We start from the raw sequence: 25730 nt of genomic DNA on the forward strand, positions 1-25730 counted from the left end.
CATTCACTAATTATCCTGCAGGATATCCATGAACTCGACGGCCGAGTGCTCCATGCGGAAGACCATGCGCTCGACCATGATGCTGAGCCAATGGTAGCCTATGTGGGCGATGATGCCGATGATGAGGCCGGCAGCCGAGGTTACCATTTTGGTGTACAGACCACCCGAAATCTGGGCAATACCGAAGTCGCCGGTCGAGCTGATGGCGTAGAAAATCTTAATTACCCCGATGATGGTACCCACGAAGCCGAGCATGGGCGCGATACCGGCCACAATGCCGAGCACGTTGATGTTCTTTTCGAGGCGGGCGATTTCGATTTTACCGACGTTTTCCACGCTGGTTTCGATTTCGTTCAGCGGCAGACCCACCCGGCGGATGCCCTTCTCAATCATGCGGGCCAGGGGCGTTGGGTTCTGAGCGCAGAGCATTTTGGCACCCTGCAAATCGCCCTTTACCATGAGGTTGCCGATGCCGGGCATGAACGATTCGGGCACCGCCCCCGCCTTGCGGATGGTGAGGTAGCGCTCAATCATGATGTAGACCGTCAGGAACAGCAGCAGAAACAGCGGCACCATAATCCAGCCCCCGGCAAAAATCAAGTCAATCAGAGAGAGGCCCGAGGCCTGCGCTACGGCTTGGTTGGCGGCCGTTACGGCCGAGTCGGCAGCGGCAGGCGAGCCAGCCGGAGTCGCCGTAGGGTCGCCGACCTGGAGTTGCAAAAACAAAGACAGAAGGGTCATGCAGGGGTTCGTAGTGCTTCGTTGGTGGTGCTTGTTTTTGTACCTGGTTGCTAGGGCGGGCTACGGGCGTTTTCCGGGTTTGAGAAAAAACGTCATGCTAAGGAAGAAAGCGTGCTGTCGGATGGGAGAAAAGGCCGAAAGCCTATTCATCTACTCCGGCAGCTACCTTATTTAGCTAGCATTACAATTCTTTCGGGGCCCGGAATGGCTTACGACGCACTAGCAACTACGCCTTAAACTTAATACTGCTTGATCCACAAATCGCCCATGCGCTTGCGCAGGATGTTAGCCTGGCGGTCGGCTGAGGTGCGGTCGGGGAAGTCGGCGGCCGACAGCATGAACTGGCGGCTGCCGGGCGCAGGCAGAATTACGCGGGCCGGATGGCCCAAGCGTAGCAACGCCTGCCGGCCCTTCTCGGCGTTAACCAAGCTGGTGTAGGAACCGGCAATCACGTAGTAACGGCCCGTGCGACTGTTAATGGTCGCCGCCGAGGCCACGGAGGTTGCATTGGTAGCGGCCGCTTTTTCCCAGCCCGGGGGCTTGGGCTTGGCAGCGGGTTTAGCAGCGGGCTTGCGCGTACCCTGGTCGGCGGTGGCAACTGCCTTGATGGCGGGCTTGATGGCGGCGGCCGGTACTACGGTAGCTACCACGGGTTTCAGCGCGGGCACTACCACAGTTTTCGCGGCGGGCTGCAAAGCTACGGGCGCGGCGGCCGCTGGGGTGGTAGTTTCCGGTAAAGCAGCCGTTGGGGCCGCAGCGGGTGCTGCTGTGTCCCAATCGGTTTCCGTTACAGCGGCCGGAACTTCAGCCGGCGACTGGGTGCGGGTGGTGGCGGCGCTACTTAGGCTGGCTTGCTGGCGCGGGGCGGAGGCCGAGGCCACGTTCAGCTGCGGCAGGCGCAGGGCGTTGGGCAGGTAGCCCTGCATGTCGGCAAACATATAATCGGCCGACAATACCAGGCCCACGATGGTAGCAATGCCCAGCGTGCGCCAGGTCCAGGCGGCCCGGCTGGTGCGGCCGCGCAATTGCGGGCCGGGCGCGGGCCGCTCACGGGCCAGCATTGCATCAGTTGCCCGCACGGGGCGCGATACCAATTCGGGCAGCCCGAAGCTTGCCCCGAGCAGGTTCTCGGAGCCGGTGTACTCGAACTCCAGGCCGCGGCCGGGCGCCTGCCGGAAGGTGCCCACGCCGTTTAAGTCTGTACGGCGGCCAGCTTCCAGCTCCTGGTTCATGCGCTGCACGGCCTCCAGCACCATTTGCCGGGCCTGGCTCGTGCTCAGGTTTAGCTTCGCGCTCAGCGCGTCTACCAGCAGGCCGTCGTTGCGGGTCAGGCTCTGGTTGAAGGCCACGCGCTTGGCCGGCGGGGCCAGCGTGTGGCGCACCGGGTGGATGCGGGCCGGCGCATAATCAGCAATCAGTCCTCCGAAATCGGGGATAATCACGCAATCGTGGTCCTGCAGTAGGGTCCGGATATGGTCGGCGAGCATAGGCGAAGGGAGGCGGAAGTAGCGGTAAGAACGGTAGCAGAAGCGGAAATGTACGAAAAACGGCTGTTATCCGGCATCGGTAAAGGCGCTGGGCAGTTGGCCTTGCTCCTCCAATGGGCGTCCATCAGCTTCTTCATCATCACGCAGCAAGGCTATTGCCCCACTGCTTTTCTACCGCTCATTCACCGTTCTACTGATCAAAAATTAAAACTGATACGTGACCCCGGCCAGCACGTTAATACCTTTCACCGGGTAGTTGAGGAAGCGGGCGTTATCGCGGCCCAGCAGGTTGTTGCCCATCGCGAAGATGGACAGGTTGTCCATCAGGCGGTAGTCGCCGCGCAGGTTTAGGTCGATAACCGTGTCGGTGGGGCGCACGAGCTGGCGGCCCGTGCGGTCGGGCGAGCCGGGGAAACGGGGCGCGTAGCCGGCGCCGTAGCTGGAACTGTAGGTGTAGAGCTCGGCCCCGACCAGCAGCTTCTCGTAGAAATTATACGAGCCGAAGAGCGTTGATTGGAAAGACGGCCGGTGGAAGGCTTCGGCCAGCGTTTTCACGTTGTAGCCGTTGTAATCGGCCTTTAGGCCCAGGCGCAGCTTCTCGGCGGCGTTGTAGAGCACCTCGCCGTGGACGTTCACGAGCTGGGTCGACTTCTGATCATAGACCAGTTCGAACTTGGTGGAGTCGCGGCGCGAGTTGTTGTAGAAGTACAGGTTACGGTCGTTGGAAAGCGTCACGCGGGCGTTTACCGACAGGGCGCGGGCGGGCGTGGCGTTGAAGCCGAAGTACACCGTGGGCCCGCGGCGGGTGTCGGCGACGCGCACGTTGGGGGCCAGCCAGGGGTTTTCGGTGGTCAGGTCGTACATCGTGACGCGCTGAATGGCTCCGCCCAGGCCGGCGTATGCCACCAGCTTGTCTTCGGTAACGGTGTAGGCGGCCCGTACGGCGGGGTAAATGTTGAACTGCCGGGCGTTGTTGATGGTGTCGCCAGTGTAGCCCAATGTGGCCCCTACCGAGAGGGCCAAGCGGTTCAGGGTCGTTTCGAAGGCCGGCGTCACCTGCACGAAGGGCCGGCGGTCGGTTACCGAATCCTTATGGGAAATAAACGACACGTCGCCATCGACGCGCACGCGGTTGGTTTCGCCGAGGCGGTAGTTGGAGCGCAGCGTGGCGTACACGTTGCTCTCGCTGGCCGCAAACGCATCGGACCAGTAGTTGTAGCCCAGGCCCAGATCGTACTGGAAAGCGGCGTCGCGGGCCCGGTTGCGGGCGTACACCTTCAGGCCAGCTCGCTTGAACACCTGCTTGAGGCTGTCGGCCTTGGGCAGATCGGGCACGTTGCGGTCGTAGCCGTAAAAATTGTACCGCTCCCGGCCCAGATCCACCTTGGCTCCTAGCACCAGCGGGCCGTTGTAGGTTTCGCCGCTCAGGCCCAAGCTAGTTTGGCTCTGGCGCGAATTGTCCTTGTCCACGGGTCCGCGGCTGGAGGAGAGGTGCTTGAAATCGAGGCCGTAGCTGCCGCGCTCCGAGCGGGTGCTGTGCAGATAGGCGCGCCCGTAGGCCGTGCCGTAGTTGCCGATGCCGGCCTTGAGGTAGTTGCCGGTGAGTTCGGGCAACTCCTCCTGCCGGATGGTGAGCACCCGCACAGCCGGGTTGAGCTTGTCGGCGGGCAGCCGGAAGTCGGGGTAGGTGTAGCTCAGGGGTGCGGGCGTTTTGGCCGGGGCCTCAATTTTCACCTTCTCGAAGTTGCGCGTGGCAGTGGGCAGCTCGTTCACCCGCTCCTTCACAATCTCGATTTCGGCGTCCTCAATCTTGCCGCGGGTCGGCGTCGTCTGGGCCCAGGCGGCAGTGGCCGGGGCGGCGGTCAGCAGGACGGCGGCGGCCAGGAGTTTGTTTGTCATTGGGTATGGGGCTGGGGGGCTCAGGAGCCTGAATTTTCGTTCTACCGATAGTTCAGATCAGCTACGCCTCTCCCCTATTTAATGCTGATTATTAGATTAATGTGTCGGCCGAATTCAACCGTTACTGAAGAAGTGGCCAACGGAACTGAGGACTGCTTCGCCGGCCGGTAGCCGCCCTGGTTGGGGCCGGCGGTCCGGAGCGAAGCAGCCCGTCGTCCTACTCTTCCCGCGGGACCGTGCTGGGGCTGGCCGTGGAATCGGTGGCCGGCACCAGCGAGCTGCGGATCGGGGTTTTGGACTTGGTGGTTTTAGCGGGCGTCTTGCCAGCCGGGGCAGGCGTGACGGGCGTTGCGGTGGTGCCGTCGGCGGGCAATGTAGCGAGGCGCTGCTTGGCCCCGGCCACGATTTCGGGCACCGGGAATTTGTTGTCGATGATGGAATTGAGCGTGGCCCGGGCCTGGAATATTTCGTTCTGCTCCTTGTAGGTATCGGCAATCAGCAAAAAGGCCCGGCCCAGCCAGAGGTCGTAGCCAGCGAAATCGGCGTTGCTCTTATAGGCGGCATCGAGGGCTTCGGGATACTTTTTCTGCTGGAACAGCGTCTGGGCCAGCAGGTACTGGGCTTCGGCCCCGCTCTCGTCCTTGGCCTTGGTGGCGGCGGCAGTGAGCTCGGTAACGGCCAGGTCGAGGTTGCCGGCCTTCTGGCTGGCCTTGCCCAGATACAGCAGGGCCAGGTTGGTGGCGTTTAGCGCGGCCCCGCCCTGGGCGAGCAGCTCCTCGGCTACTCGGCGGGTAGTGCCCAGGTCGCCGGCCTCGTAGGAGCTTTTCAGCAGCCCGATACCAGCGTTGGCCACCTCGCGCTTGTTTTGCGACACTTCCCGCAGGCGGGCGTAGTACTTGGCGGCTTCGGGGTAGTTCTTGTTTTCAAACTCCAAGTCGGCCACCCGGCCGATGGCCCGGTTCACGAACTCGCTTTTGTTTTCCTCGGCCACCGCTTTCAGGCGGGTAAGTGCCTCGGCCTTGCGGCCTTCGCGCAGGTAGGAATCAGCCAGGAAGTAGCGGCCATCAGCAGCCAGTACGGTGCTGGGGTACTGCTTGAGGTAGGTTTCGAGACGCGGAATAGCCTGAGCATACTTCTCGGCCAAATACAGCGACTTGGCCGCCTCAAACTCCACGCTCTCGGCAGCCTTGCTGTCGGGGTTCTGCTGGCGGAACTGAGCCAGGTACTGGTCGAACTCCTCGGTTTTACCCTGGGCGCTCAAGCTTTCCTGCAGACTGTAAATAGCGCTCTGAGCCGACTTGGTACGCGGAAACTGGCTCAGCACCCGTTTGAAGTCGTCGGCCGCCTTGTCGTGCTGACTCAGGTTCTGGTAGGCCACGCCCCGCTTCTGCAGGGCCAGGGGTACAAGCGGCGAGTTGGGCCGGTTGGCGATAAGCCGCGAAAACCCATCGACGGCAGCTTGGAACGAACCCGCCTCGTAGTCGAGCTGGGCCTGCTGATACACCGCGTCGTCGGCGTAGCGGGAGGTGGGGCTGGTTTTGAGCAGGGTGCTCAGGGTGGCGGCGGCCTCGTCGCGGCGGCCCATGAGGCCCAGCACCACGCTTTTCTGGTAGTAGGCGTAATCCTTGTCGCCGGCGTTGGCCCGAATCACCTTCTCGTACTGCTCCAGGGCCTGGGGATACTGCTTGGCCAGGTAAGCCAAGTCGCCCAGGCGTAGGGTCACGTCGTAATAGTTGGCGTCGGCGGGCTTGGCGTCGGAGTCGCTCAGCCAGGCCTGGAACTGCTGGCGGGCGCGGTCGTAGTCCTTGGTGTTGTAGTAGGCGTAGCCCAACCCGTAGCGGGCCTGCTGGTCGTAGTCGGTTTCCGAGGCGCCCCGGCGGCGGCTGGTGCGGGCGGCGGCGGTGTAGGCCGTTATAGCGGGCGGGTACTGCTGGCCGAAAGAGTAAATATCGCCCTTCAGCACCTGGGCGGCGGCCCGCAGCGCATCGTCTTCGGGGTATTTGAGGCTCTTGTCGAGCAGCGGCAGCGCGTCCTGGTAGCGGTTGTCGTTGTAGAGCGTGGCGGCTTGCAGGTAGGCTACGCGCTGGTAGGTGGCGTTGAGTTTGGCACTGCGGTCGTCGAGCTTGTCGAGGTAGTTGAGCGCCTGGGCGTAGTCGGAGGAGTTGAGAAAACTCTCGCTTAGTAAGTCATCAACGGCCGGCTGGTTTTTGGAGCGCGGAAACCGTTTCTGGAAGTCGCGCAACGCGGCAATGGTTTCGGGGCCGTTGCCGAGTTCGTAGTTCACCTGCGCATACTTGAGCGTGGCGTTTTCGGTGATGACCTTATCGAAGGTGAGCTGGCGGGCAGCCCCGAACGAGTTTAGGGCTAGCTGCTTCTGATTGGTTTTCAGGTAGCTCAGGCCCAAATGGTAAGCTGCATTCTGGCCCAGCGAGTCGCGGCGGGCGGCCACGCTCTTGAAGCTACCGATGGCGCCCTTGTAGTCGCCCTGCCGGAAGTTGGCGTAGCCCACCTTGTACTGCACCTCGGGCTCAATCTTCTTGCGGCCGGCGGCGTACTTATCGAAGTAGCCGGCCGCCTCCTTAAAATCTTCCTTCTGGTAATAGGCATCGCCCACCAGCAGCTGAATTTCGTCGGCGCTCTGGGGTGGCGGCGTCTGTTGCAGCACGGGCGTGGCATAGGCAATCAACCCGTCGTAGTCGCCCTCCTTGTAGTAAATCTGGCTCATCACGGCCGGCACTACGGGCTTGTAGGCGTCGTTCTGCTCGGCCACGGCCAAGTCCTTGCGGGCCCCGGCAAAGTCGCCGGCCCGGTAGGCCAGGTAGCCGGCATAGTAGGAGCTGGCGTAGCGGTACTGGTGGTTGCTGGCCTTGTTGCGGTCGAACTGCAGGCGAGCCTTGTCGAACTCCTTCTGGGCGAAGTAGCTGTAGCCAAGCTTGAACTCCGATTCGGCCCGCTGGTCCTCGCTCAGGTTGTCGGGCCCCACCTTCTGGAGGTAGTCGATGGCCCGGGCGTAGTCCTTCTTGTTGAAGTAGAACTTGCCCAGCTCGAAGTAAGCCTGGGTAGCCTTGGGATGAGTCGGGTGGTCGGTGGCAAAGCCCAGGATGCGGTCTTCGGCATCGGGGTGGAACAGGTAGAGGCCAGCCACGGCGTCGTAGTACTCGGCGTCGGCGAGGCGGCCGGGGGCCAGCACACCGGTGCGGCGCTCGGTCAGGCTTTGGAACTGGCGGAACGCCTGCTGGGCGGCCCCGTACTGGCCTTTATCAAACAGCTCCAGGCCTTCCTGGAAAAAGCGTTCATCATTGGTAAACACCTGCGTTTGCTGGGCCAGGGCGGCCAGCGGGGCGGCGGCGCTCAGGGTGGCGGCCAGCGCCAGACGGGGGAATAGGTTCATCTAAGAGTCGTTGCGCGGAGGAGCCCCAAGCGCCGCCAGCGGCGTTGGGAGGAATCCAAAAGTAGCGAAAAGTTCGGGCGGGGTTACCCCGGAATGAGCTTTAGGTGCGTTTTTAACGCTAGCGGGACGGGTTTGGTGTGTGCCAACAGTAAGTCAGCTGTGCTTCGCCTCCATCGTACGAACCTCCGCTGCTTCTTTCAACTAAATTTCACCAACATGATGTAGTTGACTGCACATAATTATGTGGCAGTCTGAATTAGTAGTTTATTAAGTACATGTCCATAGGGTTGACTCGTCTACTAAATAACTACTGGATATGGTGAAGCAACAACATAATATTCATATTTATTCCTTTTATTCGGCCTTTTTACGCAAAATATTTATATATAGGATTTATCTATAAATATTTTATCAAGTCTCTATCAGTGAGACTATTTTAAGTAGTTTTACTCCCTGCTTTTTTCTCGTGAATTAGCATTTTAAACAAACAAGCTTGCTTACTACCCTTCTTAACTTCACCAGTATGCTTAAACTTTTTACTTACGCTTCACTAAGTATGCTGCTATTGGTAGCGGCTTCCGGTTACGGCCAATCAGGGCCAATTTTTCCGCAGCCCATTGGCTACGGCGTTGGCGCTCTTTACCCCGAAACGCCCCGTGCCGTCGTCACCGCCGACTTCAACCGCGACGGCCGCCTCGATGTAGCCACGGCTAACCTAGTGGGCAACAGCGTGGGCGTACTGCTCAACGGATCAGTCAACACTTTTGGCACCCCGCGCACTTACCCGGTAGCAGCAACTCCTAACGCCATCGTAACGGCCGATTTTGACGGAGACTCCTACCCCGACTTGGCTACCACATCCTACGGAGGCGGGGCCCTATCGGTGCTGCTCAATGACCGTAGGGGCGGTTTTGAGGCCGCTGATCGGTACCCGCTTGCAGCGCCGGGCTATGAATTAGCCGTAGGCGAACTAACTGGCGACGCCGACCCCGACCTGGCGGTGCTACGACTCACTAATTCTGGCAGTGAGCTAGTTATTTTCAGTGGTCAAGGCGACGGCACCTTCGTACAAAAGCTGCCCCCTATCGCGCTACCGGGTGGGGAGGCCCTAGTGGTAGCGGACATGAATGCCGATGGCCGGCTTGATGTGGTAGTGTCGAATGCGACGACGGGCTCGTTTGAAGTTTTGCGCAACACTGGCGCTGGCAGTTTGGTCTCGGTGGGCCGCTATGCTGGGGCGCAACGGGGCATCGAGTTGGTGGTGGCGGACTTCAATGGCGACGGCCGACCCGATGTAGCCCAGGCCGACTTTGAGGGTGGGTCAATCCAAGTAATGCTGGCTACCGCCGCGGGCTTCGCACCTCCCATCGCCTACGCGGCTGGCCAGGGACCAACAGGGCTAGCCAGCGCTGACCTAAACGCGGACGGGGTGTTGGACTTGATCTGCTCAAACAGCAAAAGCTATGATGTGACCGTCTTAATAGGGAGTGGTACGGGGACCTTCCGCGCAGCCGGTACGTTTGCCGCCGGCGTGGAGCCCTACGACCTAGTGGTGGCCGATTTCACCGGCGACGGCCGCCCCGATGTAGTAACAGCCAACTTCGTACAAAGCCGCAATACAGCGCTTACAGTACTTCAAGGTACAGGCACTGGCTCCCTGCAAACGGCTTTTTCTATGACGCTTGCCATCAACCTGGGGCCCCTAAAACTAGTGCAGGCGGACCTCAATAACGATGGTCGGCCCGATGTAGTAACCGTTAACCGCAGTTCCGGGCCTACTCCTGGCACTGTGTCGGTGCTGCTGCGCCAAGCGGATGGCCAATTATTCGCCGCCACTACATATGCGGTGGGCATGGAAGCCGAAGATTTGGTGCTCCTCGATGTGAATGGGGATGGTCAGCTCGATGTGGTTACGGCCAACCGCAGAGATGCTTCCTTGTCGGTATTACTCAATCAAGCGGGCACCCTCACGCCTGCGCCTAGTATTGCGCTGGCCGGTACTCCCAATGGCATCGTAGCGGCCGACTTCAACGCTGATGGCCGACCAGATCTGGCAGTATCGGGCGCGGCTAACAATTCAGTGGCCTTACTCCTAAACTTAGGCAATGGACAGTTTGCAAGCCCGGTAATTCTGCCTACAGGGGCCTACTCCTCAGCCCTTACGGCAGCCGATGTAGATGGCGACGGGCGCCCCGATCTGGCAGTCGCCCACCTCATGGCTGGCACGGTGGCCGTATTGCGCAACCAAGGCGGCAACGCCCAATTTGCCCCCCCAGTTATTGTGACAGGAGTCGGGTTTCCAAATGCAATTTACGCCGCCGACCTTACCAATGATAATCGCCCTGAACTCCTAATTGCCGGTGGGGCGATAGGTGTGCTACGCAACAACGGCGCAGGGGTGTACCAATTCGAAACCCAGGACGTAATCAGGGCCACGAGCCTAGCTGTAGCCGACTTAAATGGTGATGGCCGCCCGGAAGTTGTCGCACTGGATGATCAGAGCCAGCTAATAACAATCGTCGGCAACGACAATGGTCACCTCACCCTTGGGCCAGGCTACTTTGTAGCGGGCTCGCCCCGTAGCGTGGCGGTGGCTAATGTAAATGCCGATGGCCGCCTCGACCTAACGGTGGCCAACTACACAGCGGGAGCAGTAGCAACTTTTCTGCAAAATAACCCCACGGTCACAGCCACCCCCACTGCTGCCACTACTGTTACGAGTCGCTTACGGGTATACCCAAACCCGGCTACAACCAGTATTTTCCTGCAACTGCCTGGCACTACGCCAACCGCTGCCCGTCGGGCTCAGCTTTTCGACGCAACTGGCCGCGAAGTGTTGGCGGTTAGCATAACGGATGGGCCTGGTTTGCGAGAACTGCCTGTGGCTCAGTTACCACGAGGATGGTACGTTTTACGAGTAAGCAGCCCGCATGCATCGCCCCTTATAAGCCACGTATTACTTCAGTAGCCACCCCGCTCTTCTTTAACTTTTAGGTTTGCTTGAGTTGGAGGATTTATTTGGGGTCTTTTTAAACGCAACTAGCGGTTAACAGTGAGGCTACTAGACGCCAATGCCCCCTTCCTGAAGCCCCGGCTGTTGATGCAGCCGGGGCTTCGTCTTTTTAAGGACGATACCAGTTGGGTGACTTACCGTGCAATGCGCCGAAGGTAAGCAGAGAAGCCAGGCACAATCTTCGCGGCAAACTCTGCCGCCCGTCTATTCAACCCTTTGCCGTTTACAGACACAGCAACCCACCGAGCGGCAAAGCCCAGGGGCACACGGGGCAGCACCCGGAAGCGGCCTACCGGGATTCCGCGCCCACCAATCCAGCTTCGGCCTGCTTCTGGGGCAGGGCGCGCAGGGCTTCGGCCAGCAGCTGGTAGGAATACACCCGGGCCTCGTGGCTGAAGATGTTGGACACGGCCATGAGCTCGTTCACCTGGGTCTGGTCCACGAACTCCTGCAGGTCGCGCTGAATGGTGGCTTTACTGCCGATAAAGGCGTAGGCCAGCATCTGCCCTACGGCGTGCTGCTGGGCGGGTTCCCACAGCCCGTGCATGGACTCCACGGGGGGCTGCAACGGCGCGGGCCGGCCCTTGATAACGCCGAGCATGAACTGCTGTAGCGACGTGGAAAGCCACTGAGCCTCGGCGTCGGTGGTGGCGGCTACCACGTTCACGCAGGCAATAACGTAGGGCGCCGCCAGGTGGGCCGAGGGGCGGAAGTGCTGGCGGTAGATTTCCAGGGCCGGGAGGAGCTGACCCGGGGCGAAGTGGCTGGCAAAGGCATAGGGCAGGCCCAGGGCGGCGGCTAGGTAGGCGCTGTCGGTGCTGGAGCCTAGGATGTAGAGCGGGATGTCCAGCCCTTCGCCCGGAATGGCGCGCACGGCGTTGGTACGGTTGGTGGTCGAGAAGTAAGCCTGCAGTTGCTGAATGTCACGCGGGAAATCCTGGGGCCCTCCGAAGCGGCTGCCCCGGATGGCCTGGGCCGTTACCTGGTCGGAGCCCGGGGCCCGACCCAGGCCCAGATCGATGCGGCCCGGATACAGCGTGGCCAGGGTGCCGAACTGCTCGGCCACCACCAGCGGGGCGTGGTTGGGCAGCATCACGCCCCCGGAGCCGATGCGCAGCGTGGTGGTGCCGCCCGCCAGGTGGCCGATAAGCACTACCGGGGCCGAACTGGCCACGCTGGCCATGTTGTGGTGCTCCGAGAGCCAGTAGCGGGTGTAGCCCAGCCGCTCCACGTTTTGGGCCAGATCGAGGCTGCGGCGGAAGGTATCGGCCGGGGTGCTGCCAGCATTAATGGGGGCCAGATCGAGCACGGAAAAGGCCAGCGAAGAAGAAACAGAAGACATGGAGTAGGAAGAAGGAGCAGTTCAGGCGGCCCGGTTGCCGGGGTCACATAAACGCGTGGGGCCAGCAGGCGACGTTCGACCAGCGGCAGGCAGGCATAACCGCTGGCAAGCCAAATTGATTACGTAGCCCCACAGGAAAGTCGGCAGTGCCGCCGCTAACCCAAGGAGATTTGCTGGGTGACTACCCTGTTTCCGGCCCGCTGCACCAGCATGAAGCCACTACCCGCGCCAATAGCGCCCATACCTTTCGACCAGTACCTCGCCCTATTGCGCCTCCAGCTCCGCGAGGCCGAGCTCCACCCAAACCCGGAAGTTCCGAACCGCGTCCGGCAGCGGCGCCCAACGCACGTTTACCCGAATAGCCACCATTCCGGCATCAGTTGCGGGTTGTGGCCGCGGCGCGCCATGTCATCGAAGAGGCGCGTACCCGCGCCCTGGACCGCAGCCTGCCATGATGCCCCCAAGAATAGTAGATGCCCGAGGAATTTAACCGGGCATTCCTGGAGTTCCTGGGGCGGCCGTAACACTCGTTTTACTCCACCCGCACCAGCGTCACTTCGTCGCGGGTAAAATCGAACTGCTTTTTGTCCACCGCGCCCCGGCACATCACCACGCTCGGCGGAGCCAGCTTGCCTTTCTGATCGGCCTCCGTTTCGGCCTCCCCGGTTACGTCCACGGTGGCCACTGCCTCGCCGTTGCGGCGCAGCTCCCAGGCTCCGGGCAGCATCTTCTCCGTGGGGTAGCCCACCAGAAACGTTTCCTGAGGCGATAGGGCGATGATATCGAGAACATGCATGGGGAAAGGCAAAAAGGAAAGGCAGCAGTGGAAAGAACCCAGCCGGCTCCGCTAGGCCGCGTCGTCGGTTTTAATGCGCGCATCAAACCGAAATTCTTCCCGGCGCACAATGCGGATACGCTTAAAATCGGGGTGGCGGCTGTGCAGGATGTAATTAAACTCCTGGGGCACAATGGATGAGGGAACGCGCAGTACGGCCGAACCCCGGCGCCGATACCAGGCGTCGCCCAGCGGCTGGCAAACGGCGTACCGGCTGGCCCCCTCCCAGTCGGGCGGCAGCTGGGCAGGCACAATTTCCTCCATCAGCAAGTCGTCGGGAATCTCGATGACCAGCACCCGAAACGGGTCGGTGAGGCCTTCGCCGCTGCGGTGCACTACGTTTTCGAGGCAGGCCAGTGCCCGGCTGGCGGCCGTGTAAATCACGAACTGGTCGCGGTAATTCCAGCGGGCCCGGTAGCCTGAGGCAAACAAATCATCGGCGTACTTGGCCAGACAGATGCGGTAAACCAGCATAGGCGCTTCCGGCTCAGGACAGGTCGCCGTAGGCGATGCGGGCAAGCTCTTCGGCCACCAGATCAATCCCGCCGCTGGTTTCGAGCAGACGCAGGGGCACCTCTTGGTTGAGGCCGTGGGCGGGCTTGGCCAGCCAGCGCAGAAAAGCCGCCGCCTCGCCGAACACCTCTAGCCCCCGCTGATAGAGGCTGATGATTTTAAGCGTTTTCTCGCTACGGGCCGCGCTGAGCGGCTTGTTTTCCTGCGAGTAGGTGCGCAGCGTTTTGGTCGACAATTCGTAGATGGCCTCCAGCTCGGGGGCCTGCAACTGGTAGGCCTCGGCCACCTCGAAGGCGGTGGCAGCCGGCACGCCCTTGCGGGCAGCCATCACCAGGGCATAGGCATCCTGCCCGGTCACGCCCCAGGCCGCCCACCTTTTGCGCAGGGCGGCCGGCATGGGCACCGTTATTTTGGGTTGTTGGGCAGCAGCAGACATCCGGACAGCGGTTTAATGAAACGAAGTTAGGGAAATTTTTCTCTCTAAAGCGGAAATTTTTCCCGCAGTTCAAACGCCAGCCCACTACTCCCTGCCCACGCCCGCTAGGCACTCAATCATACGACACAAAAAAGCGGCTACCCATTGCCGGGCAGCCGCTTTTCACAGAGCATGCTGCCTTATACGCTGATGCTGTCGATACCTTTCTGGAGCGCAATTTCTTCCTGGCCGGGAATCGAGGTACCCTCCACGCGCAAAATCGTTACATCGGTCATGCCCAGGAAGCCGAGGACGGCTTTCAGGTAGGGAGCCACGAAATCGTAGGCGGCGTAGGGGCCTTCGGAGTACACTCCGCCGCTGGCCATGGCTACGTACACCTTCTTGCCCGTTACCAGGCCTTCGGGGCCTTTTTCGGTGTACTTGAACGTGATGCCAGCCCGGGCAATGTGGTCGATCCAGGCTTTGAGGGTAGAGGGGATGCCGAAGTTGTAGAGCGGGGCGCCAATCACGATAACATCAGCGGCCTGCAGGTCAGCAATGGCGTCGTCGGAGTGGCGGGCAGCCTCCTGCTGCTTGGGCGTGCGGGCGGGCGCTGGCGTGAACAGGGACTTCAGCTTGGCCTCCTCCAGGTGCGGGAAGGGGTTGGTGGCCAGGTCGCGCACCGTTACGGTGCTGTCGGGGTTGGCGGCCTGAAGTTTCTCTACGATGGCGTCGCCGAGCTTGATGCTGTACGACGCGCCGCCGCGGGGGCTGGAAATGACGTTTAGAATGTGCATAATGAAAGAGGGGAAATGGGTTATGGCAAAGAATCCGGTAGCCACCGAACGTGCATCATAGCCGCCCTGGGGAAGCGCTGAATAACTAATCGATGTAACTACATCAAATGTAGCAACATTGTTTCTGATAACCCAACGCTGGCCCTCTTTTTTCACTTTTACCCCATAGCGCTCAATCCATATGGCAAGCCGTACGCCAGCAAGCCGTTGGGCGGGGGCAGCAGCGCTTGTCGTGCGCTCCGCCCCCGCCCAACGGCTTGCTGGCTTGGTCATTCATTTCTCCTGGGTTTCCGTTTCCCAGCTTGGCACTTTTTACCGCGGCGGGCACAGCTACGCCCCCTTACCCCGTTACGGCGTGCAGCGGCACCGGGTGCAGAATCAGCCAGATCAGTTCGCGCAGGATTTCGCCGTCGCCCATCGAGCCCGAGTCGATGCCCTTGCTTTGGGCGTCGGCGCGGCGGATGAGGTGCACGATGTCGCGGCAGCGGCCGAAGTCAAACACTTTGAGGCCCGTCTGGTAGTCGCGGCGCTGGAAGGCGCTACGCAGGCCCAGCTTCAGCCAGTCGGCCTCGCTGGGGTTGGGGTTCTGGTGCAACGCCAGCAGCCGCGAGAAGTAGTTGAAGAGCAGCGTGAGGTTGGGGATGAGCGGGTTGTTTTTGGGGTTGGCCTCGAAGTAGAGCAGAATGCGGTTGGCCTTAAGCACGTCGCGCCGAATCAAGGCCGTCTGCAGCTCGAAGATGTTGTACTCCTTGCTGATGCCCACCATCCGCTGCACCAGGTCCTCATCGATGGAGTGGCCGGGCAGCAGGTTGAGCAGCATCTTATCCACCTCATTGGTGAGCCGGCTCAGCTCGCCGCCAATGTATTCGGCCAGCATATTGGTAGCCTGGGGCGTAATTTGCTGACCCTTGGAGCGCACGTAGGCCGTGAGCCAGCCGGCTACCTGGTTGTCGTAAAGCTTCTTGCTGGTGAGCAGCACGGTGCCGGCGGGCGCGGGCGTCTTTTTATCACCGACCAGCAGTTTGCCGAGCTTGCGGCGGGCATCGAGGGTTTTGTGCTTGTAGCAGAATACGAGCACGGTGCTTTGCAGCGGCCGCAGCAGGTAAGCTTCCAGAAACGGCCAGACCTTGTCGTTTTCCAGATCGGCCACGGCCTGGGCTTCCTTAACAATGACGACGGAGCGCTCGGCCATCATTGGAAACCGCTTGGCCTGGCCCAGGATGCCGGCCACGTCGGTGTCCTTACCGTAGAGCACGACCTGGTTGAAACCTTTTTCCTGCTCCTGGAGCACGTTTTTCTCCAGCAACCCGGCAATCAGGTCGATGTAGTAGGGCTCTTCCCCTTGCAGAAAATACACGGGCGCGAACTGTCGCTGCTTGAGTTGGGCCAGGATTTCGTCGGGAGAGAGAGTCAATTCGGAATTACGAAGTATGAAGTAAGAAGTAAGAATTGACCGGCCTTGGTGGTGAAACCTGGCCGGTAACTCTTCCCGCTCAAAGGTACGGGCTGCCGCTTACCTTTGCCGAACCGCTTGGGAAGAATTGAACCGGGCACTGCGGGTTGCCACCCTTACTCCGCAGAGCGGGCAAACCGCAGTGCCCGGTTCAATTCTTAATTCTTACTTCTTAATTCTTAATTGACCTTGAACCTAATCGACGAACTGCGCTGGCGCGGGATGTTTCACGACATGATGCCCGGCACCGAAGAGCATTTGCTGAAAAGTGCGCCCATCACCGGCTACATCGGCTTCGACCCCACTGCGCCTTCCCTGCACATCGGCAACCTGGCCACCATTATGTTGCTGGTGCACCTGCAGCGGGCCGGTCACCGGCCTTTGGCCCTGGTGGGCGGCGCTACCGGCATGATCGGCGACCCCTCGGGAAAATCGGCCGAGCGCAACTTGCTCGATGAGGACGCGCTGCGCCGCAACCAAGCCGGCATTCAGGCCCAGCTGGAAAAATTCCTGGTCTTCGACGATTCGCCCACCGGAGCGCAGGTGGTCAATAACTACGACTGGTTCAAGAACTTCGGCTTCCTGGGCTTCCTGCGCGAAGTAGGCAAGCACCTGACGGTGAACTATATGATGGCCAAGGATTCGGTGAAGCGCCGGATCGGCGGCTCCGAAGATTCCGGGGCCGACGGCATCAGCTACACTGAGTTCAGCTACCAGTTGCTCCAAGGCTACGACTTCGTGCACTTGTTCCGCACCTACGGCTGCACCCTGCAAATGGGCGCCTCCGACCAGTGGGGCAACATCACGACCGGCACCGAACTCATCCGCCGCATGGGCAGTGAATTGGATGAAGCGGCCCAACAACCAACAACCAGCAACCAACAACCAGCCAAAGCCTACGCCCTCACTGGCCAGCTCATCACCAAGGCCGACGGCACCAAGTACGGCAAGAGTGAAACCGGCACCGTTTGGCTCGACGGCGCCCTGACCAGCCCCTACCAATTCTACCAGTTCTTCCTTAACGCCGCCGACGCCGACGTGCCCCGCCTCATCCGGGTGTTCACGCTGCTAAGCCAGGCCGAAATTGAAGCCCTGGAAGCTGAGCATGCCCTGGCTCCCCACCGGCGCACTCTCCAGCAGGCCCTGGCCCAGGACGTGACTACCCGCGTGCACGGCCCGCAGGCCTATGAGGCGGCGCAGGCGGCCTCCCAGGTTTTGTTCGGCGGCGGCGAGCTGACCTCCCTCGACGAAGCCACCCTGCTCGACGTATTTGCCGGCGTGCCCCAGGTAGAGGTACCGCGTGCGGAACTGGCCGAGCACACCGTCATCAGCCTGCTGAGCGAGGCTACCGGCGGGGTCATCTTTCCTTCGAAGGGCGAAGCCAAGAAGATGATTCAGGCCGGGGGCGTGAGCCTGAACCGCGAAAAAGCCACCCTCGACCAGCAGGCTACTGATGTGGCCCTGTTGCTAGACAAGTATGTGGTGGCCCAGAAGGGCAAGAAGAACTACTTCCTGCTGAAGCTGGTGTAGGCACTCCGGCCCCGGCCCCGATGCCCGAACGCAAAGAGACCCTGCCGGTAGCCGGCAGGGTCTCTTTATTTAGGATTGGAATGGACCGCTAAAAGCGGCCCGACCAACTACTTTTTCTTGGCAGGAGCAGCTTTTTTAGCGGCCGGAGCAGCTTTAGCCGGAGCAGCTGGAGCGGCTTCGTTCTTCTGGTTCTGCACCTCGGTGCGGATGGTCTGGGCCATGTTCTTTAGCTCCTGCATGCCTTTGCGCACGCGGGTACCAGCGGCCGAGTTCTGCTTGTCATAGAACTTCTCGAAGTCACCTTCCAGCGACATCACGAGGTCCTTCAATTGGCTAAAATTGCTCATTAGGGAGGGGGTAAAGGGTGTGGAAAAGATTTTATCTGGCACCAATATACAGGGATTTCAAATACAAGCAATTAATCAATTATTTTTATCAATCCCCCTTTCCAGCATAATGAGCCCGTTTTTACTCCCCTTTGCCTGCTTACCAAGCTAACACCCGTTGCGCCCGGCATCAAATAATCCTAAAACACAAAGCCAGCCCCCGGGTCGAGAGCTGGCTTTTGTACTTCTGCGGGGCCAATCTAGCCTAGCAGCACCGCAGGCACTTCAGCTTTGGCATAAAGGCCCTTAGCCAGCTTATCCTGCACAATTACGAAGGCCTTAATGGTCTGGGCCACGTCGTCGAGCGTATGCACGGCCGTCGGGATGAGGCGCAGCATAATCACGTCTTTGGGCACCACCGGATATACCACGATAGAGCAGAAAATACCGTGATTCTCGCGTAAATCGAAGGTTACTTGGGCCGCGTCGGTTAGCTGACCGCTCAGCAGCACTGGCGTTACGCAGGAGGTGGTGGTACCGATATTGAAGCCTTTTTCGCGCAGGCCACTTTGCAGGGCCCGCACCACGGTCCAAAGGTTTTCCTTCAGCTCGGGCTGGTTGCGCAGCAGCTCCAGTCGCTTCAAAGCGCCCACCACAAGCGGCATGGGCAGGCTTTTGGCGAAAATCTGGCTGCGCATGTTGTAACGCAAATATTCAATTACGTTCTCGGGGCCCGCCACGAACGCGCCGATGCTGGCCATGCTCTTGGCGAAGGTCGAAAAATAAAGGTCGATACCATCCTGCACGCCTTGTTCTTCGCCCGTTCCGGCCCCCGTAGCGCCCATTGTGCCGAATCCGTGGGCATCATCAACGAACAACCGGAACTGGAATTTCTCCTTCAGCTTGAGCACCCCTTGCAGGTCGCCCTGGTTGCCCGACATGCCGAAGACGCCCTCGGTTATCACGAGAATGCCGCCGCCGGTTTCGTTGATGATGCGCTGGGCCCGCTCCAGTTGCTTTTCGAGGCCCGCCATGTCGTTGTGCACGTACACGAAGCGCTTGCCCGCGTGCAAGCGTACACCATCGATGATGCAGGCGTGCGACTCGGCATCATACACGATAACATCGTGGCGGCCCACCATAGCATCAATAATCGATACCACGCCCTGGTAGCCGAAGTTGAGCAGCATGCAGTCGGGCTTCATCACGAACTCGGCCAGCTCGCTTTCCAGCTGCTCGTGCAGGTTGGAGTTGCCGCTCATCATGCGGGCGCCCATGGGCAGGGCCATGCCGAATTCGGCGGCCGCGTCGGCGTCAGCCTTCCGCACTTCGGGGTGGTTGGCCAGGCCCAGGTAATTGTTCAGGCTCCAGGTGAGCACCTCTTTACCGCGGAAAATCATGCGGGGCTTGATTTCGCCTTCCAGCTTAGGGAAAGCGAAGTAACCATGCGCATAATGCGCGTGGGTGCCCAGCGGGCCGCGGTTGGCGGCAATCTTTTCAAATAGATCCACGAGGGGACGGGTTGAATGTGAAACAGAAACAGCAGTTGTAGCTTGAGCTCATAACCACTGCTTAATGTACAAAGTTATGGCAATCCGCAAAGGTAATTCTTGCCCGCCCGGTATCCAACCACCCACGAATTGGCGCCGGCCGTTTTTTGATGCCGTCGGAATGGCGTTTCTTTGGGCGAAAGAAACGCTAAAAAGCCCCACAAAAAACGTGTCATGCTGAGCGCAGCGAAGCATCTCTACCGCTTCGTTGCAATCATAATTGATTAGTTAGCGGTAGTCATGCTTCGACTCCGCTCCGCTCAGCATGACGTTCGGATTTCATCCTACCCTGCCTCCATCCCACCCATGACAAAAATCAAGAAGCTGCTCGTTGCCAACCGTGGCGAAATTGCCCTGCGCGTGCTGCGTTCGGCCAAGGAAATGGGCATTGCCACCGTGGCCATTTTCTCGGAAGCCGACCGCAATGCTTTGCACGTGCGCTACGCCGACGAGGCCGTGTGCGTGGGCCCACCCGCCAGCAAAGACAGCTACCTGCGGGGCGACAAAATCCTGGAAGTCTGCCGCCAGCTGGGCGTCGATGCCATTCACCCGGGCTACGGTTTTCTGAGTGAAAACGCCGAATTCGCCCGCCAGGTCACGGAGGCCGGGCTGATTTTCGTGGGTCCCTCGCCCGAGGCCATGAACATCATGGGCGACAAGCTCTCGGCCAAGCAAGCCGTACAGGCTTACAATATCCCGTTGGTGCCTGGCACCGCCGAGGCCATTTCCGACGTGCAGGAAGCCCGGCGCATTGCCGCCGAGGTGGGGTTCCCTATTCTGATTAAGGCCTCGGCCGGCGGCGGTGGCAAGGGCATGCGCATCGTGAACTCCGACGCCGAGTTTGAGGAGCAGATGCAACTGGCCATCAACGAGGCCGTGTCGGCCTTCGGCAACGGGGCCGTGTTCATCGAGAAGTTCGTGACTGGGCCGCGCCACATCGAAATTCAGGTTTTGGGCGACGAGCACGGCAACATCGTGCACCTTTTTGAGCGCGAATGCAGCATTCAGCGCCGACACCAGAAGGTGATTGAGGAAGCGCCTTCCTCAGTACTCACACCCGAGCTGCGGGCCGAAATGGGCCGTTGCGCCGTTGACGTGGCCCGGGCCTGCAACTACGCCGGAGCCGGCACCGTGGAGTTTCTGCTCGACGATAAGCATAACTTCTACTTCCTGGAAATGAACACCCGCCTGCAGGTGGAGCACCCCGTGACGGAGCAAATCACGGGCCTCGACCTGGTAAAGGAGCAGATTCGGGTGGCCGAGGGCCAGCCCCTGCCCTTCCGCCAGGAAGACCTGACGATAACCGGCCACTCGCTGGAGCTGCGCGTGTACGCCGAAGACCCGCAGAACAACTTCCTGCCCGACATCGGGACGCTGACCACCTACGTGCGCCCCCAGGGCCCCGGTGTGCGCGTGGACGACGGCTTCGAGCAGGGCATGGACATCCCGATTTACTACGACCCCATGATTGCCAAACTCGTAGTGCACGGTGCGACCCGCGACGAGGCCATTGCCCGCATGCTGCGCGCCATCGCCGAGTACCAGATTACCGGCATCGAAACCACGCTGGCCTTCGGGACCTATGTGCTCAACCACCCCGCCTTCGTGAGCGGCAATTTCGACACCAATTTCATCCGCGACCATTTCCCGGCCGACGCCCTGAAGCCCGCTGCCCCCGACCAGGCCACCGCCGAGGTAGCCGCCGTGCTGGCCGCCATGCTCCTGACGGAGAAAAAGCCGGGTGCTACGGCCGCCGCTTCCGAAACGCCCGCTGCCACCGGCTCAGCCTGGAAGCGGAACCGGTTGGGGGTATAAAGTAGAGAGCAGGATACGGTTGAAGTATTATAAAATAACGGAGCCCGGTTTTGATTGACCGGGTTCCTTTTTTCTATATATTTTGGCTTACTAAACGAGTAAACCTACGAGGAATAAAAAGCTCTTTCGTTAATTTATAATCCAGATAGTATGACTAATGCAGCTAGAGTAGACGTGGTATTTTTAGCACTGCGTGAAGCTATTATTGGACTCGTCGCCGGATTAGGTGGAGCACTTGTTGCAGCTCTCATAATAGGCAATATTGAGCCGTTGGTGGATCTCTATGCTTCTATTCTATACTCTTTAATCACTGGCTTAATATGTATGATTGGAGGTATTTTTGCTGTTGGATACCGGTATTTGCGGGAGCATAAACGAGAAATAGCCTTTGTTAAGCAGGTGGTACAGGCACTGATGGGTATTACGTTGGGGGGCATCACTTTCTTCTGTACTCTTTGGCTAATTAAAAATTTGTATCCATCCAATGCACTGGTAAATACGATGGTTGTCGTTCTACCACTGTTAGGCTTACTTATTGGATTTAACCATCGAATACGATATAGCTCATAAGCATACCAATAGATTTACCCAACTGTGAGCGTTTGGCTTTAGACTACACGGTATACAATAATTTTTTCACTTTTTCTTACGCTCTTACCATTCCCGCAACCACATCCACCTCTCCCAAAGCAACTGCCACTTTCGGAGCCAGCTAACGGCGCAGGGCCCAGTTGTTCGGCCTCGTTCAACGCCTCTCGGGTGCGGGCTTAGGCCGCCCCATGGGCGCATTGGTAGTGGTAGCACGGGCACGCCTTTGGCTATCGTTTTAGGGTTGAGTTCTCCAGTTTGGTTGAGCTTTCCTAATTGGCCTAGACGGCGCGATGGATAACCGAAGTCGGGCGGGTGCTGCCATGGATTATTTGTTCCATAAAGTGGCTCGTAAGTCAGAAGAGGATATGCCATGCCCTCCCACAACTATGCACCTACCCTTAACCTGCGGCCCGTCCGTGCCGTAGTAAAAGGTAGCAGGTGGCCGTTTACATCCCGGTCGGCCCGCTGATATTTATGAGCGATAATGCAAAAAAAGATAACCAGAAGAAGGACAACCAGGCCAACGAGCCCAACAAAATAGCCGTGCCGAAAGAAGGTGATCCGCTTTTCACGCTGCACCATGCTCAGGCAGAAGCCGAGGTGGCCGCAAAAAATGAGGATGCCAGTTCCGTTACCAATGAGTACATGACGGAGGAGCAGCAGCAGAACGTTGACGAAGCCATGGTACCGCGCGATAGTCAAGGCTTCATCCGGGGCGTAAATGAGCCCGGTATTATCGGCTCCAATGCCGGTGACCACAATTAAGTACCTTATACCGGCCGTGTAAGCGGCAGGTAATTGACGATGCCAGCGCGGCCTGCGCGGTAGCCTAACTGCTACTGGGCAGGCCGCACTGTTTTTTTGGGGGGGGCGTCGTGCATTAAAAGACTCCGGCGGCGCATCAGGGCCGCATAAAACAAACCGTCTGTTGATGCACCTGCCCAGCGGTTACCGTGGCTGCCGCTGGCCTGCTGGCCTTGCCCTCAAGCCTACTTTGAGAAACCAAAAACAGCTAGGAGGACGCTTTCTATTAACTGCCCCTGGACCATACATCGGCTTACCTAGACTGGGGGGCTTACTTCTGCTCTGAGTAGTACTGTAAAGGCATCTACTTTCTCTGCGCAATGCCCCCAGCAAGAGTCAGCTGTCCGGGAAGTACGGGTGCTCCATGCTTTTCGATGCTATCCAGATACCTTGGGAATGCCTAAAGCAGCAGACTTGCTGCTCGCATGGGCGACACTACTGGCGGCATCCAAGAACAACCACCCACCATCTATGAGCAACACCTTTATCCGCAACGGATTCATCGCCGCTGGGCTCGTGAATATTCTGGCCGTACTGCTATTGTCGCGGGCCTTTACCAATGCCGTTATCCCCGAAACTGACCCGGTGGTGATGTCCAATTTTGGCTTGCTGATGATTGTTGTCTGGGGGCTGGTTTTTCTGGCGGTTGCCCCCAGCTACCAGCACGTGAAATGGGTAGTGGGCGCGTTCGTAGTCGAGAAACTGGTGTATGCGGTGGTCTGGTTTCGTTGGATTACGACCCACGACGTAGCAGCCGTGTATGACCAGGATTTATTCGCCGGAGTCTTCTATTCAGTTTATGGCCTCAACGACTTCCTTTTTTTTCTCTTCTTTGCAGCAGTATTCTACCAGCTTCATCGGAGAGGTCCAAAGCCGCTCAACAGTGGGCTAAACCAATAGCTGGGTCCTCACCATCAGGCCCAAGCACCACAGTACGTTTGGGCATCGGCCAACTGTAGAACCCAAACGCGCCGTAGTGCTTAGGCCTGCAACCTGATGGTTGGCGGCCCTGTGCAGCTACCTCCATTCCCGAACCTGCTCTAACATGCCAGCCACGCCGGTGCCCTTTTCTCTTCGCTCGCTGCCCGCTGAGGAGCTACTCGGCGACCTGCTCGGCGTTTCGCTGACCGGCGTCATCTATTACACGCCCATTTACAACCCGACCGATTCGGGCGAGATTATCGATTTCACCTTTACTTACCTGAATCCGGCGGCGCAGCGCATGATGCGCATGCCGGAGGAGCCGACGCTAACGCACAACCAGCAGTGGCCCCATAGCAGGGCCCACGGCACCTTCGCCTTCCATGTGGAGGCATTTGTCAGTGGCCAGCCTCGGGAGCACAACGTCAACCACCAAACCGATGGCCACGACAACTACTACCGCCTGGCTGCCCGCCGCTCGGGCGAGGGGTTGCTGGTAAGTTTCACCGACACGGCCGACCAGCCCCGCTCGCCCGTGGAGCAGGCCCTGCGCGAAAGCCAGGCTCGCGAAAAAGCCGCCCGCGCCGATGCTGAAGAACAGCGTGCCGCCCTAGGGCGAGCCTTCGAGCAGGCGCCAGTGCCCATTGCTATTCTGCGGGGGCCCGATTTTGTGGTGGAGCTGGCCAATCCGTTGCTCGCGGCCGTCTGGGGGCGGCCGGTGGCTCCGGCTTTGGGCCGGCCGCTGTTTGAGGCCTTACCCGACATGGCGGGCCAGGGGCTGGAAGAACTGCTGGCAACGACCTTGCGAACCGGTAAGCCCCTGGCCTTCCAGGAACGGCCCACACAGCTGGCGCGTGGTACCGACAGCCAGCCCACACTTGGGTACTATAGCTTCACTTACCAGCCGCTGCACGACGCCCAGGGCCAGGTCACTGGCATCATCACCGTGGGCATTGAAGTAACTGAGCAGGTGCAGGCCCGCCAGCAGATAGAGCAGATAAATCTGGAGCTGGAAGCCCGGGTGCGGGAGCGCACGGCCGAGCTGCAGGAAAGCGAAGCCCGCTTCCGCATCATGGCCGACGCCGCGCCCAACCAGGTGTGGGCGGTCAATCCGGATTCGACTATCCGCTACGCCAACCAGGCCTTTCTCGATTTTGTGGGCGTAAGTTTGGAGCAATATGTGGCCACGGGCTGGGCGGCTTTTTTGCCGGCCGAGGAGCTTGCGCATGCCCAAGCTACGCTGGAAACGGCTATTCGAACCCGTACGATATACTTGCTGGAGCACCGCATGCGGCGCCACGACGGCCAGTACCGCTGGCTACAGGCCCAGGGTGCCCCCAGCTATTATCCCAACGGCGACTTGTATGGCTACGTGGGTTCTGCCATCGATATTACCGAACTCAAGCAGACCAACGAACGCCTGACCCGTACCAACCAGGACCTGGACAACTTCGTGTACGCGGCCTCGCACGATCTGAAGCAGCCCGTCAACAACCTGGTGGGCCTGTTTGACGAGCTGCGCCGCAGCATTACGTTTATCGACCCCACCGAGGAAGATCTGCTCGTGCCTCTGGTGCAGGATACGCTCCAGCATTTGGGTTGCACCATCGACGACCTCGCCGCCCTGGGGCAAGCCCAGCAAGCCGGCGAAGCAGCGGCGGAAGAAGTTTCGCTGGCCGATTTGACGGAGGAAGTCGTGAACGCGCTGGAGCCCCAGGTGCGGGCGGCGCGGGCCCGCATTACGGTCGATTTTGCGGTGCGGCCAACCGTGGCCTTTGCCCGGATGAACCTGCGCACCATTCTGCTCAACCTGCTCAGCAACGCCCTCAAGTATGCCGACCCTGAGCGGCCGGCGCGCATCCATCTCTCGCTGTGGCTCGACCATGGCCAGCCCGTGCTCGTAGTCGAAGACAACGGCCTGGGATTCGATGCCGCCCGCTACGGGCCGGAGTTGTTTCAGCTCTTTCGCCGTTTTCACGACCATACCGCCGGCTCGGGCGTGGGGCTATACCTAGTGAACCGCATCGTACAGGCTTCAGGGGGCAGTATTGAAGTTGACAGCGCGGAGGGCGAAGGGGCCACGTTCCGCGTCCGGCTGGGGCGGGCCTGAGCGGGCGAACCAGTGTAGCGCTGCTCATATCATGCTGTCACTTGGTAGCCGCGCCAATCTGGGCGGGGCTGCCGCGTACGGTGGTGGTGGTGGTGTGGTCAGCTACCGCTTACAGCGACTGTAGCTGCTGCCCCGTCGGGTAAAGGCGGCGGATAGAACCGCTGCTATCGGCCGCTACCTTGTGGGCCGATGCCGCT

Annotated in this window: 18 protein-coding genes and 1 pseudogene; 7 read left to right on the forward strand and 12 right to left on the reverse strand. The window is 59.8% G+C overall.

Annotation, left to right across the window (positions count from 1 at the left end; all coding sequences use genetic code 11):
- Nucleotides 1-6 precede the first annotated feature (6 nt).
- From CDA63_RS14930 to CDA63_RS14945, 4 genes are all read right to left on the reverse strand, one after another.
- Nucleotides 7-741, reverse strand: coding sequence for a MotA/TolQ/ExbB proton channel family protein (locus CDA63_RS14930; RefSeq protein ID WP_088465263.1), 735 nt, complete (start codon nt 739-741; stop codon nt 7-9).
- Nucleotides 742-980: 239 nt separating this feature from the next.
- A complete protein-coding gene (locus CDA63_RS14935; protein WP_088465264.1) occupies nt 981-2228 on the reverse strand; it encodes an HU domain-containing protein in 1248 nt (415 codons plus the stop codon).
- A 204-nt stretch (nt 2229-2432) separates the two neighbouring features.
- On the reverse strand, nt 2433-4127 hold the full coding sequence (locus tag CDA63_RS14940; protein WP_088465265.1) for a porin family protein: 1695 nt from the start codon (nt 4125-4127) through the stop codon (nt 2433-2435).
- Between the two features lie 217 nt (nt 4128-4344).
- Complete coding sequence (locus CDA63_RS14945; protein WP_088465266.1) at nt 4345-7518, reverse strand: tetratricopeptide repeat protein; 3174 nt, start codon at nt 7516-7518, stop codon at nt 4345-4347.
- Between the two features lie 523 nt (nt 7519-8041).
- Here CDA63_RS14945 and CDA63_RS14950 point away from each other — a divergent pair.
- Nucleotides 8042-10486, forward strand: coding sequence for an FG-GAP-like repeat-containing protein (locus tag CDA63_RS14950; RefSeq protein ID WP_126546886.1), 2445 nt, complete (start codon nt 8042-8044; stop codon nt 10484-10486).
- A gap of 334 nt (nt 10487-10820) precedes the next feature.
- On the opposite strand, the gene CDA63_RS14955 is transcribed toward CDA63_RS14950, so the two are convergent.
- The 6 genes from CDA63_RS14955 to holA form a co-directional block, all read right to left on the reverse strand.
- Nucleotides 10821-11873, reverse strand: coding sequence for an LLM class flavin-dependent oxidoreductase (locus CDA63_RS14955; RefSeq protein ID WP_088465268.1), 1053 nt, complete (start codon nt 11871-11873; stop codon nt 10821-10823).
- A 532-nt stretch (nt 11874-12405) separates the two neighbouring features.
- Complete coding sequence (locus tag CDA63_RS14960) at nt 12406-12669, reverse strand: hypothetical protein (RefSeq protein WP_088465269.1); 264 nt, start codon at nt 12667-12669, stop codon at nt 12406-12408.
- A gap of 51 nt (nt 12670-12720) precedes the next feature.
- Nucleotides 12721-13182: an RES family NAD+ phosphorylase gene (locus tag CDA63_RS14965; protein ID WP_088465270.1), complete on the reverse strand. Its 462-nt coding sequence runs from the start codon at nt 13180-13182 to the stop codon at nt 12721-12723.
- Nucleotides 13183-13195: 13 nt separating this feature from the next.
- Nucleotides 13196-13657 carry a type II RES/Xre toxin-antitoxin system antitoxin gene (parS, locus tag CDA63_RS14970; protein ID WP_242434689.1) on the reverse strand — a complete coding sequence of 154 codons (462 nt, stop codon included), beginning with the start codon at nt 13655-13657 and terminating at the stop codon, nt 13196-13198.
- A 179-nt stretch (nt 13658-13836) separates the two neighbouring features.
- Nucleotides 13837-14433: an FMN-dependent NADH-azoreductase gene (locus tag CDA63_RS14975; RefSeq protein WP_199797541.1), complete on the reverse strand. Its 597-nt coding sequence runs from the start codon at nt 14431-14433 to the stop codon at nt 13837-13839.
- A gap of 340 nt (nt 14434-14773) precedes the next feature.
- Complete coding sequence (gene holA, locus CDA63_RS14980) at nt 14774-15847, reverse strand: DNA polymerase III subunit delta (protein WP_088465272.1); 1074 nt, start codon at nt 15845-15847, stop codon at nt 14774-14776.
- Nucleotides 15848-16075: 228 nt separating this feature from the next.
- Here holA and tyrS point away from each other — a divergent pair, with 228 nt between their 5' ends.
- Nucleotides 16076-17416, forward strand: coding sequence for a tyrosine--tRNA ligase (tyrS, locus tag CDA63_RS14985; RefSeq protein ID WP_088465289.1), 1341 nt, complete (start codon nt 16076-16078; stop codon nt 17414-17416).
- 176 nt (nt 17417-17592) lie between these two features.
- Here the strand turns inward: tyrS and CDA63_RS14990 are convergent.
- Both CDA63_RS14990 and CDA63_RS14995 read right to left on the reverse strand, forming a co-directional pair.
- Nucleotides 17593-17763 (reverse strand): annotated as a pseudogene (locus CDA63_RS14990) (histone H1); the annotation flags it as partial.
- Nucleotides 17764-18002: 239 nt separating this feature from the next.
- Complete coding sequence (locus tag CDA63_RS14995) at nt 18003-19253, reverse strand: aminotransferase class I/II-fold pyridoxal phosphate-dependent enzyme (protein WP_088465274.1); 1251 nt, start codon at nt 19251-19253, stop codon at nt 18003-18005.
- 345 nt (nt 19254-19598) lie between these two features.
- Between CDA63_RS14995 and accC the strand changes: the two genes are divergently transcribed.
- The 5 genes from accC to CDA63_RS15015 all read left to right on the forward strand — a co-directional run bounded on the left by accC (nt 19599) and on the right by CDA63_RS15015 (nt 25533).
- Nucleotides 19599-21107, forward strand: a complete 1509-nt coding sequence (gene accC / locus CDA63_RS15000) for an acetyl-CoA carboxylase biotin carboxylase subunit (RefSeq protein WP_088465275.1) — start codon at nt 19599-19601, stop codon at nt 21105-21107.
- A 150-nt stretch (nt 21108-21257) separates the two neighbouring features.
- A complete protein-coding gene (locus CDA63_RS20545; protein ID WP_126546887.1) occupies nt 21258-21677 on the forward strand; it encodes a hypothetical protein in 420 nt (139 codons plus the stop codon).
- A gap of 459 nt (nt 21678-22136) precedes the next feature.
- Entirely contained in the window at nt 22137-22463 is a 327-nt protein-coding gene (locus CDA63_RS15005) for a hypothetical protein (protein WP_088465276.1), read from the forward strand.
- Nucleotides 22464-22898: 435 nt separating this feature from the next.
- A complete protein-coding gene (locus tag CDA63_RS15010) occupies nt 22899-23402 on the forward strand; it encodes a hypothetical protein (RefSeq protein ID WP_242434690.1) in 504 nt (167 codons plus the stop codon).
- Nucleotides 23403-23562: 160 nt separating this feature from the next.
- Nucleotides 23563-25533: a sensor histidine kinase gene (locus CDA63_RS15015; RefSeq protein WP_165768313.1), complete on the forward strand. Its 1971-nt coding sequence runs from the start codon at nt 23563-23565 to the stop codon at nt 25531-25533.
- Nucleotides 25534-25730 lie beyond the last annotated feature (197 nt).

The organism is Hymenobacter amundsenii, assembly GCF_002204745.1.
GTDB classification, from domain to species: domain Bacteria; phylum Bacteroidota; class Bacteroidia; order Cytophagales; family Hymenobacteraceae; genus Hymenobacter; species Hymenobacter amundsenii.

Excerpts from the sequence above, each read along its gene's own strand:
- CDA63_RS14940 (WP_088465265.1), bottom strand. The coding sequence starts at position 4,127 with ATGACAAACAAACTCCTGGCCGCCGCCGTCCTGCTGACCGCCGCCCCG.
- CDA63_RS14960 (WP_088465269.1), bottom strand. The coding sequence starts at position 12,669 with ATGCATGTTCTCGATATCATCGCCCTATCGCCTCAGGAAACGTTTCTG.
- CDA63_RS15010 (WP_242434690.1), top strand. The coding sequence starts at position 22,899 with ATGCCTAAAGCAGCAGACTTGCTGCTCGCATGGGCGACACTACTGGCG.
- CDA63_RS14975 (WP_199797541.1), bottom strand. The coding sequence starts at position 14,433 with ATGCACATTCTAAACGTCATTTCCAGCCCCCGCGGCGGCGCGTCGTAC.
- CDA63_RS14950 (WP_126546886.1), top strand. The coding sequence starts at position 8,042 with ATGCTTAAACTTTTTACTTACGCTTCACTAAGTATGCTGCTATTGGTA.
- CDA63_RS20545 (WP_126546887.1), top strand. The coding sequence starts at position 21,258 with ATGACTAATGCAGCTAGAGTAGACGTGGTATTTTTAGCACTGCGTGAA.
- parS (WP_242434689.1), bottom strand. The coding sequence starts at position 13,657 with ATGTCTGCTGCTGCCCAACAACCCAAAATAACGGTGCCCATGCCGGCC.
- CDA63_RS14935 (WP_088465264.1), bottom strand. The coding sequence starts at position 2,228 with ATGCTCGCCGACCATATCCGGACCCTACTGCAGGACCACGATTGCGTG.
- CDA63_RS14945 (WP_088465266.1), bottom strand. The coding sequence starts at position 7,518 with ATGAACCTATTCCCCCGTCTGGCGCTGGCCGCCACCCTGAGCGCCGCC.
- CDA63_RS14965 (WP_088465270.1), bottom strand. The coding sequence starts at position 13,182 with ATGCTGGTTTACCGCATCTGTCTGGCCAAGTACGCCGATGATTTGTTT.
- accC (WP_088465275.1), top strand. The coding sequence starts at position 19,599 with ATGACAAAAATCAAGAAGCTGCTCGTTGCCAACCGTGGCGAAATTGCC.
- CDA63_RS14955 (WP_088465268.1), bottom strand. The coding sequence starts at position 11,873 with ATGTCTTCTGTTTCTTCTTCGCTGGCCTTTTCCGTGCTCGATCTGGCC.
- CDA63_RS14930 (WP_088465263.1), bottom strand. The coding sequence starts at position 741 with ATGACCCTTCTGTCTTTGTTTTTGCAACTCCAGGTCGGCGACCCTACG.